General features: G+C 44.6%; 15 protein-coding genes, 1 tRNA gene and 3 pseudogenes. 1 reads left to right on the top strand and 18 read right to left on the bottom strand.

Annotation, left to right across the window (positions count from 1 at the left end; all coding sequences use genetic code 11):
• Positions 1-209: 209 nt before the first annotated feature.
• The 14 genes and pseudogenes from ACTWJ7_RS02315 to rpsF form a co-directional block, all read right to left on the bottom strand.
• Positions 210-1801: pseudogene (locus ACTWJ7_RS02315) on the bottom strand (MFS transporter).
• Between the two features lie 247 nt (positions 1802-2048).
• Positions 2049-2747 carry an alpha/beta hydrolase family protein gene (locus ACTWJ7_RS02310; RefSeq protein ID WP_443145088.1) on the bottom strand — a complete coding sequence of 233 codons (699 nt, stop codon included), beginning with the start codon at positions 2745-2747 and terminating at the stop codon, positions 2049-2051.
• A complete protein-coding gene (locus ACTWJ7_RS02305; RefSeq protein WP_443145087.1) occupies positions 2639-3496 on the bottom strand; it encodes a hypothetical protein in 858 nt (285 codons plus the stop codon). Before ACTWJ7_RS02305 ends, ACTWJ7_RS02310 begins: the two co-directional genes overlap by 109 nt.
• A gap of 5 nt (positions 3497-3501) precedes the next feature.
• On the bottom strand, positions 3502-4479 hold the full coding sequence (locus ACTWJ7_RS02300; RefSeq protein WP_443145086.1) for an S-layer homology domain-containing protein: 978 nt from the start codon (positions 4477-4479) through the stop codon (positions 3502-3504).
• A 111-nt stretch (positions 4480-4590) separates the two neighbouring features.
• Complete coding sequence (locus tag ACTWJ7_RS02295; protein ID WP_036664650.1) at positions 4591-5481, bottom strand: D-alanyl-D-alanine carboxypeptidase family protein; 891 nt, start codon at positions 5479-5481, stop codon at positions 4591-4593.
• Positions 5482-5734: 253 nt separating this feature from the next.
• Positions 5735-7561 carry an oligopeptide ABC transporter substrate-binding protein gene (locus ACTWJ7_RS02290; RefSeq protein WP_301880605.1) on the bottom strand — a complete coding sequence of 609 codons (1827 nt, stop codon included), beginning with the start codon at positions 7559-7561 and terminating at the stop codon, positions 5735-5737.
• A gap of 19 nt (positions 7562-7580) precedes the next feature.
• The gene (locus ACTWJ7_RS02285; protein WP_079348424.1) at positions 7581-8486 is read right to left on the bottom strand and encodes an ABC transporter permease; all 906 of its coding nucleotides are present in this window, start codon (positions 8484-8486) and stop codon (positions 7581-7583) included.
• A 29-nt stretch (positions 8487-8515) separates the two neighbouring features.
• Complete coding sequence (gene opp4B / locus ACTWJ7_RS02280; RefSeq protein WP_301880606.1) at positions 8516-9478, bottom strand: oligopeptide ABC transporter permease; 963 nt, start codon at positions 9476-9478, stop codon at positions 8516-8518.
• A 7-nt stretch (positions 9479-9485) separates the two neighbouring features.
• On the bottom strand, positions 9486-10418 hold the full coding sequence (locus tag ACTWJ7_RS02275; protein ID WP_024629538.1) for an ABC transporter ATP-binding protein: 933 nt from the start codon (positions 10416-10418) through the stop codon (positions 9486-9488).
• Between the two features lie 4 nt (positions 10419-10422).
• Positions 10423-11421: an ABC transporter ATP-binding protein gene (locus ACTWJ7_RS02270; protein ID WP_024629537.1), complete on the bottom strand. Its 999-nt coding sequence runs from the start codon at positions 11419-11421 to the stop codon at positions 10423-10425.
• 736 nt (positions 11422-12157) lie between these two features.
• A complete protein-coding gene (locus tag ACTWJ7_RS02265; RefSeq protein WP_301880607.1) occupies positions 12158-12751 on the bottom strand; it encodes a M15 family metallopeptidase in 594 nt (197 codons plus the stop codon).
• A gap of 220 nt (positions 12752-12971) precedes the next feature.
• On the bottom strand, positions 12972-13244 hold the full coding sequence (gene rpsR / locus ACTWJ7_RS02260) for a 30S ribosomal protein S18 (RefSeq protein WP_017691433.1): 273 nt from the start codon (positions 13242-13244) through the stop codon (positions 12972-12974).
• A 55-nt stretch (positions 13245-13299) separates the two neighbouring features.
• Positions 13300-13785: a single-stranded DNA-binding protein gene (gene ssb / locus ACTWJ7_RS02255; RefSeq protein WP_024629535.1), complete on the bottom strand. Its 486-nt coding sequence runs from the start codon at positions 13783-13785 to the stop codon at positions 13300-13302.
• A gap of 48 nt (positions 13786-13833) precedes the next feature.
• Complete coding sequence (rpsF, locus tag ACTWJ7_RS02250) at positions 13834-14127, bottom strand: 30S ribosomal protein S6 (RefSeq protein WP_024629534.1); 294 nt, start codon at positions 14125-14127, stop codon at positions 13834-13836.
• A gap of 201 nt (positions 14128-14328) precedes the next feature.
• Between rpsF and ACTWJ7_RS02245 the strand changes: the two genes are divergently transcribed.
• Positions 14329-14523, top strand: a complete 195-nt coding sequence (locus ACTWJ7_RS02245) for a YjzC family protein (RefSeq protein WP_024629533.1) — start codon at positions 14329-14331, stop codon at positions 14521-14523.
• Positions 14524-14945: 422 nt separating this feature from the next.
• Here ACTWJ7_RS02245 and ACTWJ7_RS02240 read toward each other — a convergent pair.
• The 4 genes and pseudogenes from ACTWJ7_RS02240 to ACTWJ7_RS02225 all read right to left on the bottom strand — a co-directional run bounded on the left by ACTWJ7_RS02240 (position 14946) and on the right by ACTWJ7_RS02225 (position 16538).
• Positions 14946-15036 (bottom strand) — tRNA-Ser (locus ACTWJ7_RS02240).
• 112 nt (positions 15037-15148) lie between these two features.
• On the bottom strand, positions 15149-15358 hold the full coding sequence (locus ACTWJ7_RS02235) for a DUF951 domain-containing protein (RefSeq protein ID WP_079348526.1): 210 nt from the start codon (positions 15356-15358) through the stop codon (positions 15149-15151).
• Positions 15348-16285, bottom strand: a pseudogene (locus ACTWJ7_RS02230) (mechanosensitive ion channel family protein). Before ACTWJ7_RS02230 ends, ACTWJ7_RS02235 begins: the two are co-directional and overlap by 11 nt.
• A gap of 14 nt (positions 16286-16299) precedes the next feature.
• Positions 16300-16538 (bottom strand): annotated as a pseudogene (locus ACTWJ7_RS02225) (DUF3343 domain-containing protein).
• Positions 16539-16547 lie beyond the last annotated feature (9 nt).

The following is a 16547-nucleotide window of genomic DNA, read 5'->3' as shown; positions in this document are numbered from 1 at the left end:
ATATAATTACCATTAAACGTGCGGAATGGCTTGTGACACGGTGTTCTCTGAAGTTTTCTCTATCTGAAAAGAAAGCGCCGCTCACGCTCGTTCTATTGTAATCATTGCTGGATGATGAAAAGTTACAATACGGTTAAATTGAAAAGAACAGCCCTCCTTTTTTACTGGCAAAAGGAGCACTGTTCTCTTGATGTGGAATGTCCAACCATTCAGTTTGTTGATGCGGTCTCTACAAGATTCCGTTTCTCTTTATGACGCTGACGTCTTGTAATAAGCGCAGCCACCAGCGTGAGCACACTGAAAATGACCGCAGACCAGAACAGCCCACTATACCCCTCACCGGTTGTCTGATGCAGAGCCTGTAGCAGCACATCTCGAATGCCCTGATCCGGAATTTGGGAGAATCCTTCGGTTATGCTGGAAATATCGCTTCCTGAAGCTGCGCTGCCACCAGATGCATATTGTTGAAGCGCTTCGGGTGGCACCTGAATGCCCTGATCTGCGAGACCTTGTTGAATATTGGATCCCAGGTTGGAGAAGGAGCGAGCCAGAAAGCCGGCAAAAATGGTTGGCGCGATTGCCATAGCCATCTGACGAAACAAGGAACTGGTCGCCACCGCAATACCTTTGTTGTTCTCACCCGCCTGTTCGGTAACGAGCACGTTCACCGGAGCTCCCAGCATCATACCGAAGCCGATCCCCACGAGCACACTCGCAATTACGAATTGCCAGATATGCTCTACCCACAGCGGGAAGAGCAGGAAGCCGATAGCCGACAGCACTCCTGCCACGGATAAGGTCCAGATTGGCCCTTTGCGGTCAACCAGATAACCACCGCCCCCTGCACCAATTCCTGAAGCCAGTGCAAGTGGCGTAAACCAGTAACCGGAGGCTGTGTTGGATACCCCCAGGTATTGCTCAACAAAGCCTGGAATGAAGATCACGGATGCCAGAATGGCTCCGGAGAAAAGGCAATCAGCAGCGTCCAACGAAAGGACGCAATGCCCAGAAGCTGTGTAGATACAACAGGTTCACGTTGTGATCCTTCAAGCCTTTTTTCAAGAAAGTAGAAGAGGACCAGAATGACCACACCTGCCAGAAAAAAGCCATAGAACATCGGCGAGCCAAGACTTTGCAGCATATTTACGCCATCCAGATTGCTGAAGCTGTACATCAGACTGAGCACACCCAGCGTCAGGACCGCGATACCGCTCCAATCCACCGCCTTACGGCTCAACTCCTGTTCTTCATGAATATAACGAATACCTGCAATAAACAGCAAAATGGCGATCGGTACATTGATCAAAAACAACCAATGCCAATTCCCCGTGATATCGAGGATAAAAGCACCGATATTCGGCCCAAGAATCGCAGCTACCCCGTTCATCCCTCCCAGAAGACCCAAAGCTGTGCCCTGACGCTCCGCTGGGAACTTGCTTAATACGTAAGAGCTCGCAATGATAAAAATCCCGCCACCACCCAACGCTTGGATGACACGAGCCATCAGGAAGACGGTAAACGATGTGCTTAGCGCAACGAGTAAAGACCCGATTCCGAACAAAGCTACTTCAATCAGAAACAGCTTCTTGCGTCCATAACGGTCGGAGAGCTTGCCCGCAATCGGCACACTCACCGCGAGTCCAAGCGTATAGAGCGTAATTGTCCATGCTCCCCACGTCGGCGACACGCCAAACGATGCATTTAGAGTGGTTAGAGACGAGGTGATAATTCCGTTATCCAGCGCAGCCATAAACACCCCGATAGCAAATAGGATAAGCGGCCATTTCATTTGTTTTTGCATCACATGTTTCCTCCCCGATCAGATTGCAATCCAGTAGTGTAAGGCTGTAATGATACATATATATTAAACTAAACCGAACAATAATGACTCATTGGTCATTTTAAAATACATTCATCCCATATGTCAATTTGTTGATATGCTTGGAACCCATTTTGGACACCACGTTCATTCAACACCCTACTCCACAACAAAAAGCCGTCCCTCGGGTTAATTAGAACCTGTGGGACGGCCTTCTTGCTGAACTAGACTACGATTGCTGCATCAGGTGGCGGTTCAGGAATTTCTCAATCGCACGATATAAATCCAATTGATTTTCAACATTGCCGAAGCCATGTCCTTCATTTGCTTTTAACATATAAGGTACATCTACGCCACGCTTGCGCAGAGCCTCCACGATCTGATCAGACTCAGCCTGTTTGACACGCGGATCATTTGCGCCCTGAACCACGAACAATGGGGCTTTCATCTGATCAATATGGAACAGTGGTGAAACAGCTGTCAGCAGCTCCTTGTCTTTCACCGGATCGCCCATCCGTTCATAGAACATGTTGCGCTCCGATTCCCAGTAAGGTGGCAGTGAATCCAGCAGCGTGAACAGATTGGAAGGCCCCACATAGCTAATTCCTGCCGCATACACTTCCGGTGTGAATGCCAGTCCTGCCAGGGCTGCATAACCACCATAAGATCCACCATAGATGGCTACACGCTTCGCATCAACCGTTCCCTCTTCTACCAGCCAATTCACGCCGTCTGTGAGGTCGTTCTGCATCGCTTTACCCCACTCTTTGTTCCCGGCATCCAGGAATTCCTTGCCGTATCCAGTAGACCCGCGGAAGTTCACCTGTAGTACGGCGTAGCCCCGGCTTGCGAGAAATTGGATTTCCGGATTAAAGCCCCACGAGTCCCGGGCCCAAGGTCCGCCATGTGGAACAACAACCAGTGGCAATTGGGAAGCCTCGGCCCCTTGGGGAGCGTCAGATAACCATGAAGCGTTAAGCCGTCACGAGATTTGTACGTAATGGGTTTTACATCCGACATTTTACTCTCATCAATCCAAGGTGCCGCGTCAGCTAATTTATCGAGCTTACCCGTCTTGGAATCATAGAAGTAATACGTACCCATCGATTTATCGCTATACGCAACGAACAGAACCTGGCCTTCTTCACTTATGTTTGAAATGCTTACTTCTTTACCCGGAACCTTTGCCTGAATATCCTGCATCAATTTTTTAAAATCATTGTCGAAGTATTCATAGTTAACCTTGTCCGTCTCATAGACAGCTGCAAGGATTGTGCCTTTTTCTTTAGAGGGAACGAAACTGGATACATCCACGTCTTTGTTTTGATAGATGGTTTTCGTTACTTTTTTGCTGCTTGGGCTGTATTCTACGATAGCTGTTTTATCCCGATCCAGATTGGATACGGCATAGATGTTTTTGTTATCATACGTGAACATCACCGGAGCAAATGTTTCTCCGAGCTTGGTCGTCATCAAGTTTTCGAATGGCTTATCTTCCGATTCACGATACATCAACGAAGAGACATTACCATCACTGGATATGGCCACACGGATTTTACCTTCATGGTCCGTAAGCCAGCCCGTAATATTACCCGGGTTCTCCGCAGCAAGCACCGCCTCACCTGTCTTGATGTTAATCCGGTACACGTCAAAGATCCGAGGATCACGTTTGTTCATGCCCACTAGAATCTCATCCGGGATATTCTCTGAGAGTCTACCAGGATCGCTCTTGTATTCGGATAGGGCGTCAGATCCTTACTGTTCTTACCATCGATATCCGTTACATAAATATGATAGTTCTCATCCCCCGCCTCATCCTTTACATACAGCAACTTATCCTTTGTTTTCCATACGAATGCAGCTATACTGCGCTCAGTCTCACTTGTGATACGTGCCGACTTGTCCTGACCATTCTCTTTCACCACAATATTCATTCGGTTGTTCCAAGGCTCCATGTAGGCCAGATGTTTACCATCCGGAGACATTTGGAATCCTGCTTGAGCCGGCTGTTTGAAGAAGTCTTCCAGCGGTGTGAGACCTTCTGACTGCACATCAAGTCCAAGAGCGAGATACAGCGCATCAGCAAACTCGCCATGGGTCACCGAATTTTTGGCGTTAAACGCGCTGCCTTCGATAATAAAATGCTGCTTCAGACGAATGGCATCCTCCGTGTGTACCTTCGGAATCTGCGCCATATCACTGTATACAACCTGAATTCCATTATCTTTCAGTTCGAACGCCCGAGTAAACAACGATGCCATCTGTGCTCTTGTTAGAGGTGCATCTGGTGCGTATCCTTTGGCTTGTCCTTGTATAAGACCACTTTGCTTCAGGGCGTAAATGGCAGGAGCAGCTTCATCCTTAGCCAATACATCTGCGAAACCTGTAAGAGTCGCTGGAGCATCCAGTTGAAGTACACGCTGCAGGATGATAGCCGCTTGAGCACGAGTAATTGGTGTTTGTGGCTCTTTCATTCCATCTGTTATGCCATCTATGTATCCCAGTTGCTGTAGTGTCTGTGCTGCCTTCGAAGCAATGGATTCAGCGACTGACGCCGTAGGCTTCACCGCTTCTGCTGCCTGGACCGCTGGTTGAATCAATGCGATTGACATCGCCATGCTAAGGGTGAGAGCATATACCTTTTTACTTATTTCTTTCAAATCATTTCCCCCTTTAAAGTAAATTACATAATAATTTGGAACTATACGTAAATTATTTTACCATGATCAACCATAGGTTAACAGCGTAGCCTTCCGAAGTTCCATTTCCCCTTACTTTGAACCGGAAAATCCATAATTGAACAGCTTACGTGTCTCGATGAAACGTCCCTCACGACTATCTGAACCCAATACAACGGAAATTAGCCGCTTGCCATTTCGCTCAGCCGTACCCACGAAGTGATAGCCAGAATCCTCATCATATCCGGTCTTCAATCCATCGTTTCCGTCGTATGCGTATGACCCGCCGATCGAGGATAACATCCAGTTGGTGTTGCTCATGTACATTCCTTTTTGGTGGATCGACACCTGCATTTGGCTGGAAACTCTCAATATTTCGGGATAGTTATTCAGCAAATAACGTGCAAGCTTGCATGCATCTACAGCGGTCATTACAGTCTGCCCTTGTATGTCCTTCGGACGATTCGGACCAAGTAGTTTTTCGCTTAAACCTGTTGCATTGGTAAACACCGTCTTGTCAGACAGTCCGATCTCGGCAGCCTTCTGATTCATCTTTTGTGCAAAAGTCTGCTCTGTCCCACTAATATGTTCAGCCAGAGCTATAGCAGCGTCATTTGCGGAATAAACGGCTACAATCTGGAATAGCTCCTGTACTGTAAATTGCTCCCCTTGTTTCAACCCCAGATGGCTGCCACCTACTGAACTTGCATACAGGCTGATATTAACAGGGTCATCCCAGCGTAATTCTCCGTTAATGACAGCTTCCATGACCAACAGTTCGGTCATCAATTTACTGATCCCTGCAGGGGCGATTTCCTCTGAACCATTAAAATTGATCAAAATCTGTTCCGAGTTCATATCCATTAATACAGCCGACTCAGCTTTAATTCCCGGTTTACCCACCAGCATGTCCGGCTTTAAACCCAAATATATAATGACCAGTAGAGCCAGCAGCATTCCTGCCCGTATCCACCATCTTTTCATCAGAAAATCACCTCTTACAGATATAGACGAAGTGAAGAGACATTTTGTCTGCAATTTTTATAAAAAAAGTTAAATTTTTTTTATTTATTTGTTACCAAAAAAAACATGAACCCCATACCCCCATGCCAGAGTGTACGGAATCCATGTTTTTCAAGAATTTTTCTATTCATACCTAGGAGAATCTTATCCATTAAATCTAGCAACCGAACGCTTTAAAGGACCCCAATCCTTATTTGCTGCTAATGCTTTTTTATTACTCAGCTGCAACTGCTTTATCTGCATTAACTTGAATGTCATTCAGATATAAACCTGTTCCGTCACCAATCGCATAGTTCATTACACGTTTGTTAACTGGTACTACTTCTGCACGGTACAGTGTCGGGAATACAGGAACTTCATCAACCATGTACTGCTGCCATTGATTGTAGATCTCTTTACGTTTTTCGACGTCAAACGCTTCAGCAGATACACCTTGTGCCAGCAATTTGTCGTTTTCTTCGCTGGAGAATCTGGAGAAGTTATACAGTGCATCACGGCCATACAGACCAGCTGGATCTACGTCAATACCCACGCCCCAAGCTGCTTGATACACATCAATATTCGGATCATCTTTACCTGTGTTACCTACACGGTCATAGAAATTGTTGAACTCAACCATTTCCAGGTTTACTTTCAGACCAATTGCTGCCCAGGATTGAACGTAGTAACGTGCCAGTGGTTCAGCGGTGTCGCCACCTGTCATGGATACAAAGTTGATTTCAAGTGGGGAACCGTCCGGTTTCGTACGGAATTCTCCATCCAATTTGTAACCGGCTTCGTCGAGCAACTTCTTCGCTGCTTCGGGGTCATAAGTTACACCCGGATTGTTGGAATCATGGAATTTTGGGTGAGACGGTGGAATCAGTGTTGTTGCATTCCAACGCAGACCGTTATAGAAACGTTTACCAACTTGGTCGTTATCTACAGCCTGCCACATTGCTTTACGCAGGATTTTGTCAGCCATTTTTGCATCTGGGTTTGTTACAACTTTGCCGTTGTCAGCGTCCCATGTACCCAGTTTGAAACCGATGTAGGTGTAAGCACGATCGATTGCACCTAGGAATTCAACGTTGGACATATTGGCATTGTCTTTATATTGATCTGTCGGGAATGAATCCACGAGGTCTACCCCGCCAGATTTCAATTCTTGAACAACCGTTGTTGGGTTGATTACTTTCAAAGTCACTTTGTCCAGTTTTGGAGCTCCGCGCCAGTAGTCATCATTTTTAACGAAAGTTACAGACTCACCTGGAGTGATTGTTTCCACTTTGAATGGACCGAAACCGATTGGTTTCTCACGTACTTCTTTGGAAGAAGACATTTTTGCTACATCCATATCACCGAAGATATGTTTAGCCAGCGGATATGTCCACACGCCACCTGTCAGCAGGGAAGGTGTAGATTCCTTGTACGTAATGCTGATTTGTTTTTCGCTAAGAACCTTGATCCCAGAGATCGTTTTTGCTTTTCCAGCGTGATAATCATCCATACCTACTACACTTGTAAAGTTGGAATCATAGCGTGGGCCATCATAAGCCTTGTTACCGATCACTTCATAAGCAAACTGCAAATCTTCAGCCGTTACAGGCTTGCCGTCATGCCAGTTTACATTATCACGAATCGTCAGTGTGAACGTTTTGCCATCTTCCGATGTTTCATACGTTGCTGCACCATCGTTGGTATATACATAGTCTTTATCCCAAGTCAGCAAACCTTCATCAAACCATTGTAGAACATTTGCATCCGGGTTACCGGAGTAGAAGTTAAAGTTCAATGTTCCTTCAAATGCAGTATCGGATACAAGTCCGTATGTTATGGATCCACCCTCAATAGCAGTACCTTCATTCGTTTTGACATTGCTAAAATCTTCGATAGAGTAGACGCCCTCTTCTTTAGTAGGCTTCTCCTCTGTCTTTGTTTCCCCTGTGTTCGTAGAAGGTGTCGGTGTTGCCGCCTCTTTCTCCGAGCACGCCGCAAGCGCCAGTACGAAGACCAACATCATCGTGAAAAATAGTCCCCGTGAAAATAATCCCTTTTTCATGAATCTTTCCTCCCTTTTTTTAACCTCTTCTTTGTCTTGCATCAGTCGCACGCTTCAGGGCCTGTCCGACATTATTTATACTCAACATCAATAACAGAATTAGTATTGACGCAGGTAGCCATATCCACCATCTGAATTCCAGTGTTTGCGGATTACGAGCATAGCTTACGAGTGTTCCAAGACTGGGTGTACTTTCCGGAAATCCAAATCCCAGGAAGGACAGTCCCGATTCGAGGCCAATGTTGGCAGCGAGATTCAACGTCATCGTGACGATGATGATGGAGCTGAGATTAGGAAGTACCTGTGAGAGCATAATCTTCAGATGGGATGATCCCAACGTTTTTGAAGCATTGACATAATCGAGTTCACGCTCCTGCAATGCCTTGGAACGAATCAGTCTGGCGATTCCCATCCAGAGAAAGGCTGTCATGATTAAAGAGAACGAGATGATATTATATTTGGGTACTGCTGTAACAAACGCGATTACGATCATCAAGAACGGAAGAATCATGAAGAAATCAACAACACGCATAAACAAGTTATCGATCATTCCACCGAAGTAACCGGATAACAGACCAACCAGGATACCTATACAACCAGTCATTAGCGTGACGATAATACCAATGGTTAGAGAGTTACGCGTACCGATGATCAGTTGTCCGAACACATCACGACCGCCGTAATCAGTTCCCAGCCAATACTGCGCGGAGGGTGGTTCATACAAGGCGAACAAATCTACCTTAACGATCTCAGCTTGATCCAGAATCAAAGAAGTACCGTAAACCAGCAATATGATCAGTCCCAAAAATATGAGCGAGATTAGTGCCACCTTATCTCTGACAAGTTCCCGCCATAAAATACTCAAGCTGGAGGGGCTCTTATCAATCTTCTGTGAAGTTATAACGACATCATTGGTCTTGCTCATCTTATTTTCACCCCGAAATCTTCAAGTTCTTACTTGATCCGTATACGCGGATCAACAATACCCAGAATAATGTCAGACAGCAACGATCCCAGGATTGTAGCTATTCCATATAACAAGACGAGTGCAGTTACTACACTGAAATCCCGAAGAGAAATAGAATTCAGGAACAACTGTCCCATACCTGGATAACTGAATATACTCTCAATGAAGATGGTACCTCCGATAAGTCCCGTAATCTCATAACCGAAAAATGCGGCGATCGGCAACAGGGAATTTCTTAAAATATGCCTGTTGTAGATTCGAGATTCCGAGGCGCCCTTGGCTCTGGCAGTAAGAACGAACTCTTTGTGCTTGATATCAATAATTTCACTACGCAAGTATTGGACGGTAGATACCGTTGCAATTAATGCCATGGATAGTGATGGTAATAACAGATGATAAAACTTGCTTGTTATATAGCTGAATGTACCTGGTGTAAGTCCAGGTTCCACGCTGCCCCCGGTTGGGAACCAGCCAAAATGAAATCCAAATATCCATAACATCACCAGTGCGAAGATAAACAACGGGGCTGCAAAGCCCAAGTAGGTGTAACCTGTGATCAACCGATCAGACCAAGTATCGTTGTAACGACCACTGATAATGCCAAGTGGAATGGCAATCAGATACGTAATGATGAGTGTTGCCAGTGCAAGCCAAAATGTATTAGCAACACGCTGACCAATCAAATCGGATACAGGCATTTTGAATCGGAAAGATTGTCCAAAATCGCCTTGTGCAGCATTTTTGATCCAATCCCAATACTGTACATACCATGGATTATTTAATCCCAGTCTTTCACGCTGTTCCTCCAACGCTTTTGGATCAATACTCGGATCGAGTAATCCAGTGAGTGCATCCCCAGGCATCGCCTTAGCCATTAGAAAAACCAACAGGCTAAGCAAAAAGATCTGAGGAATCATAATGATAATTCTGCGTACTATCGTTTTCCACATATGGTCTTCAACCTTTCTGAGGTAGAGCTACTCGGTGAGTATCGGAAATGGATTGGAGCGAGTATGCCAGCCCTTCCTCATCAAAGAAATTTCGGTATGAATGTTCATACTCGGATTTGACCTGCTGACGGAAGGCTACCATTTCTTCACGTTTGGTTGGGTCCATATCCGGAATGGCTGCAAGTAAACGCTTGGTATAGATATGTTGTGGATTCTCAAAAATATCATCCGTTGTGCCTTGCTCCACATATCGGCCTTTGTACATAATTCCGATCTGATCACACATATGACGGATAATGCCGAGATCGTGACTGATGAACAGATAAGTCAGATTCAACTCTTTTTGTATTTCCTGCATGAAGTTGAGCACCTGAGCTTGTACGGATACGTCGAGTGCGGATACTGGCTCATCTGCGATGATCAGCTTAGGCTTTAATGCAATCGCACGAGCGATGCCAATCCGTTGCCGCTGTCCTCCGGAAAACTCATGAGGGTACTTATAGATCGACTCTGGACTCAATCCGACCTTCTCCAGGAGGTCTCGAACCTGGCGTTTCTCTTCCGTAGCCGTCATTCGTTCATAATTGCGGAATGGTTCAGCAATAATGTCGATAACCCGTTTCTTGGGGTTCAACGAAGAGTACGGATCTTGGAAGATCATTTGCACATCCCGCTGTAGCTGACGGTCTTTACGCCGCTCGGTAGCCAGATCTTTTCCATTGAAAAGAACTTTACCAGCCGTCACATGGTTGAGACCAATAATGGCTCGCCCCGTTGTCGTTTTGCCTGAGCCTGACTCCCCTACAAGTCCGTACGTTTTCCCTTGCTCAATGGAGAAGCTCACATCATCAACCGCTTTGATGTTGCCAATCTCACGCTTGAGCAGCCCTCCGCGAATCGGAAAGTGTATTTTTAGTCCTTCTACTTCGAGTAATGCCATTATGTTATTCCTCCTCAGCTTGATCAGGGAAATGAAAGTGCTGATAACAGGTACACCTTACAAAGTGACCTGGTGCAATTTCATGCATCTGTGGGTTTTCTTCATGAGCCGAATCACTTATCCATGGAATTCGAGCCTTGAATCGGCACCCTTGGCGAGGAAGATTTTTCAGTGAAGGAACTATGCCTTGAATGACATGAAGCTTCGATTTTTCTTCAGAAATGGTAGGAATAGAGTTTAGTAGAGACCGTGTATATGGATGCTTGGCATTGGTCATTAGAGTATAGATATCTGCGATCTCAACAATTTCACCTGCATACATAACTGCCACGCGATCAGCCATCTCGGCAACGACTCCCAGATCATGCGTGATCAGGATGATTCCTGCGTTAATCTCGTTCTTCAATTCGCGGATAAGCTCCAGAATTTGTAGTTGGATCGTAACGTCAAGCGCTGTCGTTGGTTCATCGGCAATCAACAATTCAGGTTTATTGGCAATCGCAATCGCGATAACAACTCTCTGTCTCATACCACCCGATAGTTCGTGAGGATATTGCTTGTATAATTGTTCGGGACGCGGAATCCCTACTTGGTTGAGTAAATCAATTACTTTGTCTTTCTTTTCTTTCGAAGATAGCTTGGGTTGATGCAGTGTCAGAATCTCTTCGATCTGTTCACCGATCACCATCAGAGGATTTAGTGCGGAAAGTGGGTCCTGAAAGATCATTCCCATTTCTTTACCGCGGAGTTTGTTTAATTTGTTGGGAGATATATTCGCTATATTCTGCCCTTTGTACAAAATCTCACCATCAATTTTGGCTTTGTTATGCAATCCCATAATTGAAAATGCAAAGGCACTTTTGCCTGAGCCTGACTCTCCCACAATAGCCAATACTTCATTTTTTTTAACCGTTAGGTTAACGTGATCAACTGCTGCATAATAGTCATCTTCAATTCTGAATGATGTAGTTAGATTTCTGACTTCCAATAGCTCTGTATTCAAATCAATCACCCTAACCCCATAATTTCTATTTCTGCAGACTGTATTCTGTGTAGAAGAATGCATCCACTGTATATTTCCATGTTCTTGAAGATAACGAACGAAAGTGTATACAAAATACCAAATCATTAGGAGAATCCATTTTTCATACTGCTATTTAGACCGATGGTCAATTAATGCTGATAATTCCTAGCGGAATAATAAAGCCAAATAATTAATGTAATCATACGTGTAAATTTAGATGACGTCAATGTTTATTTTGAGATTTATGGTATAAATGTTTTTTATACTACAGTTTTGGGTATTAGTTATATTTTAAAGGGAATGTATCAACGAATTCTAGAGCTAGTTGGATGCTTTGAAAGGCAGAGTTTAAATTTTAGAAAAACCGGATATCCAAATATGTGACATTAATATTACACGTAATGTGTAGTTAAGTGTTAGAAATATAGATAAAACCAACTATTATGTTAGGTTTGAGGGATTTGTAGAGGAAATCTTCAGTTTGGAAGTGAAATTAATTTCTAACCATAATTTGTACGGTTAGAGGCATAATTTAGATATTGCTATAGGATTGAAGTTAAAATTCTAGTTATTATAGTATAGTTTCATTTATTCGCTTATGTAAAGAACAAAATGTCATCTTTTATCAATTATTTTACAAAAGCAAGCAAAAAACCCTGCAAAATGCAAGGCTTTTCTAATATTTATACATATAGATGTATATATAATACCGTATTTATTGTGTTTCTGGAGGCCTTTTACCACGCTTCAGATCGTTGATGCTTAACCCAAAGTCCATCTGCAGATGAGGGTAATCCGGAAAGTTAGCCCAGTCTCCACCCCAAGTGAACCCTAGTTCTTTGGCAAGCTCTACAACTTCCATCCAGTCCGCCTGCCCATTGCCGTTATCATCACGTTCCATATCCCAGACTACATCTCCTTCAGGCGTCCGCAAAGCAAAATCAATGGCCAAACCGTAATTGTGATAGGACTCTCCCCCTTGGGCATTGGTCACAATATTACCGGCAATCGAACGTCCTTGATCAAACAGAGCATCCTGTTCTTCATTGCTGCGAAAACCATGCGTAATCACAATTTCAATCCCTCGTCTAGCCGCCTTTCGAACTAACAACTTCTCACTTTCAGCTACTACCGGGTGAAGCCCTGTAATCGGCACCAATTCTTGCACGTTCGTTCGTGGCCATATATCATAGGTGTCTCCTTTTTGCTGTAACCACACATATATAATGGATAGCAACAACGTAGCTACGATCCAAAATCGCAGGCTACTCTTGCGTCTCTGTTTTACTTTACGTTTGGGTGTATTCATGCTCTCTCCTGATGGTGGAATCTATATTCATTCATATTTATGCTACCTGAGATACCAGCGATATAATAGACTCTATTATAAATCATTTACGTCTTAATTGCTTCCACCGTTGCAGCTCATTATTAAACCCAAGCACCAAGGAGAGACAACTCTAATATTTTTTGAATGCAAAAAAGCAGCCGGCTATAAGCCGACTGCTTTGTATCCATGCTGAGTAAGACTACTCAGTTGTGTATGGCAGTAATGCGATTTGACGGGAGCGTTTGATGGCAATCGTCAGCATGCGTTGATATTTAGCGCTAGTACCTGTTACACGGCGTGGCAAAATTTTTCCACGTTCGCTGATAAATTTACGAAGCAAGTCCGTATCTTTATAATCGATGTGAGTAATTTTGTTGGCTGTGAAGAAGCACACTTTACGACGTTTATTACGGCCGCCACGACGTGCCGGTCTTTTATCGTTGTCTCCGCCTTCTCTTTGCTTGAAGCCCATGCTTTTCAGTCCTTTCCTATCGTTTAACCAATCACTCTAAGAGTGTCGGTTCACGTTAAAATGGCAAATCATCATCCGATATATCAATCGGTTTTCCGTCATCGGAAAAAGGATCCTGATTGTTGCTACGCGAATTATTGTTATTGTTCGCGCGCCCGCCGCCTCCGTAAGAAGGCTCTTCACGCATCGGTTGCCCACCGCCGCCACCGTTATTATCACGGTTAGCTGACTCCAAGAAACGGACGTTATCGGCAATGACTTCGGTCACGTATACACGTTTTCCTTCGTTATTTTCGTAATTCCGTACTTGAATGCGTCCTTCGACTGCAGCTAGGCGTCCTTTGCGCAAATAGTTTGCACAAGTCTCAGCAAGCTGTCTCCAGGTTACGACCGGAATAAAATCCGCTTCCCGTTCTCCCCCTTGGCTTGTAAACGGTCTGTCCACTGCCAAAGTAAATTGCGTAACTGCTACTCCAGCTGGAGTATAACGCAACTCAGGATCTCGGGTTAACCGGCCGATCAGAATGACACGGTTCAACAATGTAATCCCCTCCTTCAGAGCGTATTGGTGCGTTGATCACGAGTCGTCTTAAGCAGACTTAACGTCGTTTGTAATGAGATAACGAATGACTTCGTCAGAAATCTTCATGAGACGCTCAAGCTCAGTAACTACTGCTGGTTCAGCAGTGAAGTGTACCAGAACATAAACACCATCACGGAATTTCTTGATCTCATACGCAAGACGGCGTTTACCCATAACGTCGTGAGCTGTAACTTCACCACCGCCGTTGGAGATGATGCCTTGGAATTTATCGACTGTAGCTTGAACAACTTCTTGCTCAACATCAGGACGAATAATGTACATCACTTCATATTTGCGCATAATTTTCACCTCCTTATGGACTCTGGCCCTCAATCTACGTTGAGAGCAAGGAACGAGCACAAACTCGAACTATAATAATATAACAAAAATGACGTCTCAATGCAAGCAAACGTTCCCTCTTCTTATTACACATGATCATAACTACAATGGAGCACACTACAGAAGCAACATTGAAATCCATTATGCCAAGGAGGTCTTATCATGGGTGAAAAAACCGAGTTTGAACCAGGAGACAAAGCTCCAAACGATGGTGAATACACCGAAGTTGGTGAGAAAAGCTTTCATACGGAGATTAACAACCCGAAACGGGTAACCCTCCAAAAGGGTGAAGCTTTCCCTGAAACAAGCAACCAGAATCGTAAGTGGAAGAAGCTTACCAAGGCCCGCGTTCACTAATCGTAAAGATTTTTTTCTGACTGCTGTATATAAAACGAACTAATGCACATAATACATTCAGGCGATGCACGAGAGAGGTGTGGTTCCGTTGGACAACGAAGCCGAACATTTAATGTTGGAGATTCATCACGTAATTTAAGAAGCACGATGGTTGTGTGTAAGGCCTATGTCTGAAGCACGAGTATTGTTAATCGCAATACGCCTGGTTTCTGATTGTTACGACCGATTGTTTCCTAACAAACCGAATGCATCGCCGAATGAAGAGCCCTTAGGGGCTCTTTGTTTTTTCAATTACAAATGATTGTTCGACAACAAAATTGAAAATGAAAAGACCTCCCAGGTTGGAAGGTCTTTTTGCATGTATAGAACTCAACACACGTTGAGTAAATTGTGAATTTCATTAATTAAGCAAGATCTATGAGTGGCGGAAAGGGTGGGATTCGAACCCACGCACGCTGTGACACGCCTAACTGATTTCGAGTCAGCCCCCTTGGGCCTCTTGGGTACCTTTCCGCAGCAATAATGATTATAGCATGATCATTTACAGAACGCAATACCCAAGCCACACCTACATGTAAACGGTGTTACAGGCAAGAGAACAAGTGAAAATTGCACTGTTATTGCATTAGGATTCGGTCGAATCCTCTGTTGAACGAAGTACCTTTTTCATGTTTTTCTCGAATTTTGCTCTGGGAATTAGTACGCTGTGTTTACACCCTACACACTTGATGCGAATATCCATGCCCATTCGGATAATCTCCATCTCATTGCTGCCACATGGATGCTGCTTCTTCATCTGCACAACGTCCCCAAGCTGGAAAATTTTACGCTCCACCTGTGCCATCCCCCTCATCCTTCTCCTGAGCTGCTGCTTGCTCTAACGCTGCCTGATTGCTCATCTCATGATACTCCAGTGTTTTCTTCACATCACCCTGAATTTGGCGCTCTACAGAGGCTCTGGAGTTCGGCAGGCACTCGGCAACAATGCGAACCACATATTCCGAGGTAGACATCGACTGAATACCAAGCACGTCAGGTATTTTAACGATGTTCAGATCGCGATCCTCAATCCCAGCCAACGCTCGTTTCACCAAGTGTACAGACTCGTCCAGGCTCTGTTCACCCTTCATGGGAATGTCCACTACCGCAAGGGAATTCGACATCGAGAAATTGGTGACACTTGCAATCGTACCATTTGGAATAATGTGCACCTCACCTTGCCAGCTAACCAGCTTGGTCGTTCTCAGGCCAATGACCTCAACCGTTCCTTTATAGGTACCTGTTTGAATAACATCGCCTACTGCGAACTGATCCTCCAATATAATGAAGAAACCGGTAATAACATCCTTCACCAAGCCTTGGGCACCAAAACCGATCGCCAGTCCGAGCACACCCGCACTTGCTAGCAATGGTCCGACTTTTACATTGATCTCAGATAACAGTAACAGAATCATAATGAAATTACATGTTATGGAGGTCGCATTTTCATCAACTCTCCTACCGTTATAAATCGCCGCGGATTGACGCGAATCTTGCCTTCCTGCTTTCGTGCCATCGTGCGATCTATAATACGTGATACAATCTTGATCACAATACGCGTAATAATGAAAATAATAACGATGCGGATCGAGCTAAACATTATATTAAACCACATGTCTGCATCGGCGATTTTGTTCCATAGTTGATCTGTCCAGCGAACTGCACTATTTACGACTTCCTTCGGAGACTCACTTCCCCCTGAAGCAAACTTAAATGGCAACATAGATCAAACCTCCTCTACATGGGTATGTTATCATAGCTGTCAGCGGTTTTGAAATAGAGGCCACGGATCTCCACAAATTCGTTACGAATGATCTGTTTACTCGCTCCAGATCTTCTTTTGGAAACTGAATACATAGAGCACAGCCCGCTGTGATCTCTTTCGGGGTAGGAAATAAGTCGATCTCAATCTCGGCAAACTCCAGCAGCATTTCTGCACGCAGCGCCTGCTGGGTGGAATCAAAAGCAATCAGCATCCAATCATC

It is taken from the genome of Paenibacillus sp. 1A_MP2 (assembly GCF_052244825.1).
GTDB lineage: Bacteria > Bacillota > Bacilli > Paenibacillales > Paenibacillaceae > Paenibacillus > Paenibacillus vandeheii.
This window is presented reverse-complemented; position numbering and strand designations above follow the sequence as displayed.

Excerpts from the sequence above, each read along its gene's own strand:
- ACTWJ7_RS02305 (WP_443145087.1), bottom strand. The coding sequence starts at position 3,496 with ATGAACAAACGTGATCCTCGGATCTTTGACGTGTACCGGATTAACATC.
- ACTWJ7_RS02295 (WP_036664650.1), bottom strand. The coding sequence starts at position 5,481 with ATGAAAAGATGGTGGATACGGGCAGGAATGCTGCTGGCTCTACTGGTC.
- ACTWJ7_RS02290 (WP_301880605.1), bottom strand. The coding sequence starts at position 7,561 with ATGAAAAAGGGATTATTTTCACGGGGACTATTTTTCACGATGATGTTG.
- ACTWJ7_RS02285 (WP_079348424.1), bottom strand. The coding sequence starts at position 8,486 with ATGAGCAAGACCAATGATGTCGTTATAACTTCACAGAAGATTGATAAG.
- opp4B (WP_301880606.1), bottom strand. The coding sequence starts at position 9,478 with ATGTGGAAAACGATAGTACGCAGAATTATCATTATGATTCCTCAGATC.
- ACTWJ7_RS02275 (WP_024629538.1), bottom strand. The coding sequence starts at position 10,418 with ATGGCATTACTCGAAGTAGAAGGACTAAAAATACACTTTCCGATTCGC.
- ACTWJ7_RS02265 (WP_301880607.1), bottom strand. The coding sequence starts at position 12,751 with ATGAATACACCCAAACGTAAAGTAAAACAGAGACGCAAGAGTAGCCTG.
- rpsR (WP_017691433.1), bottom strand. The coding sequence starts at position 13,244 with ATGGGCTTCAAGCAAAGAGAAGGCGGAGACAACGATAAAAGACCGGCA.
- rpsF (WP_024629534.1), bottom strand. The coding sequence starts at position 14,127 with ATGCGCAAATATGAAGTGATGTACATTATTCGTCCTGATGTTGAGCAA.
- ACTWJ7_RS02245 (WP_024629533.1), top strand. The coding sequence starts at position 14,329 with ATGGGTGAAAAAACCGAGTTTGAACCAGGAGACAAAGCTCCAAACGAT.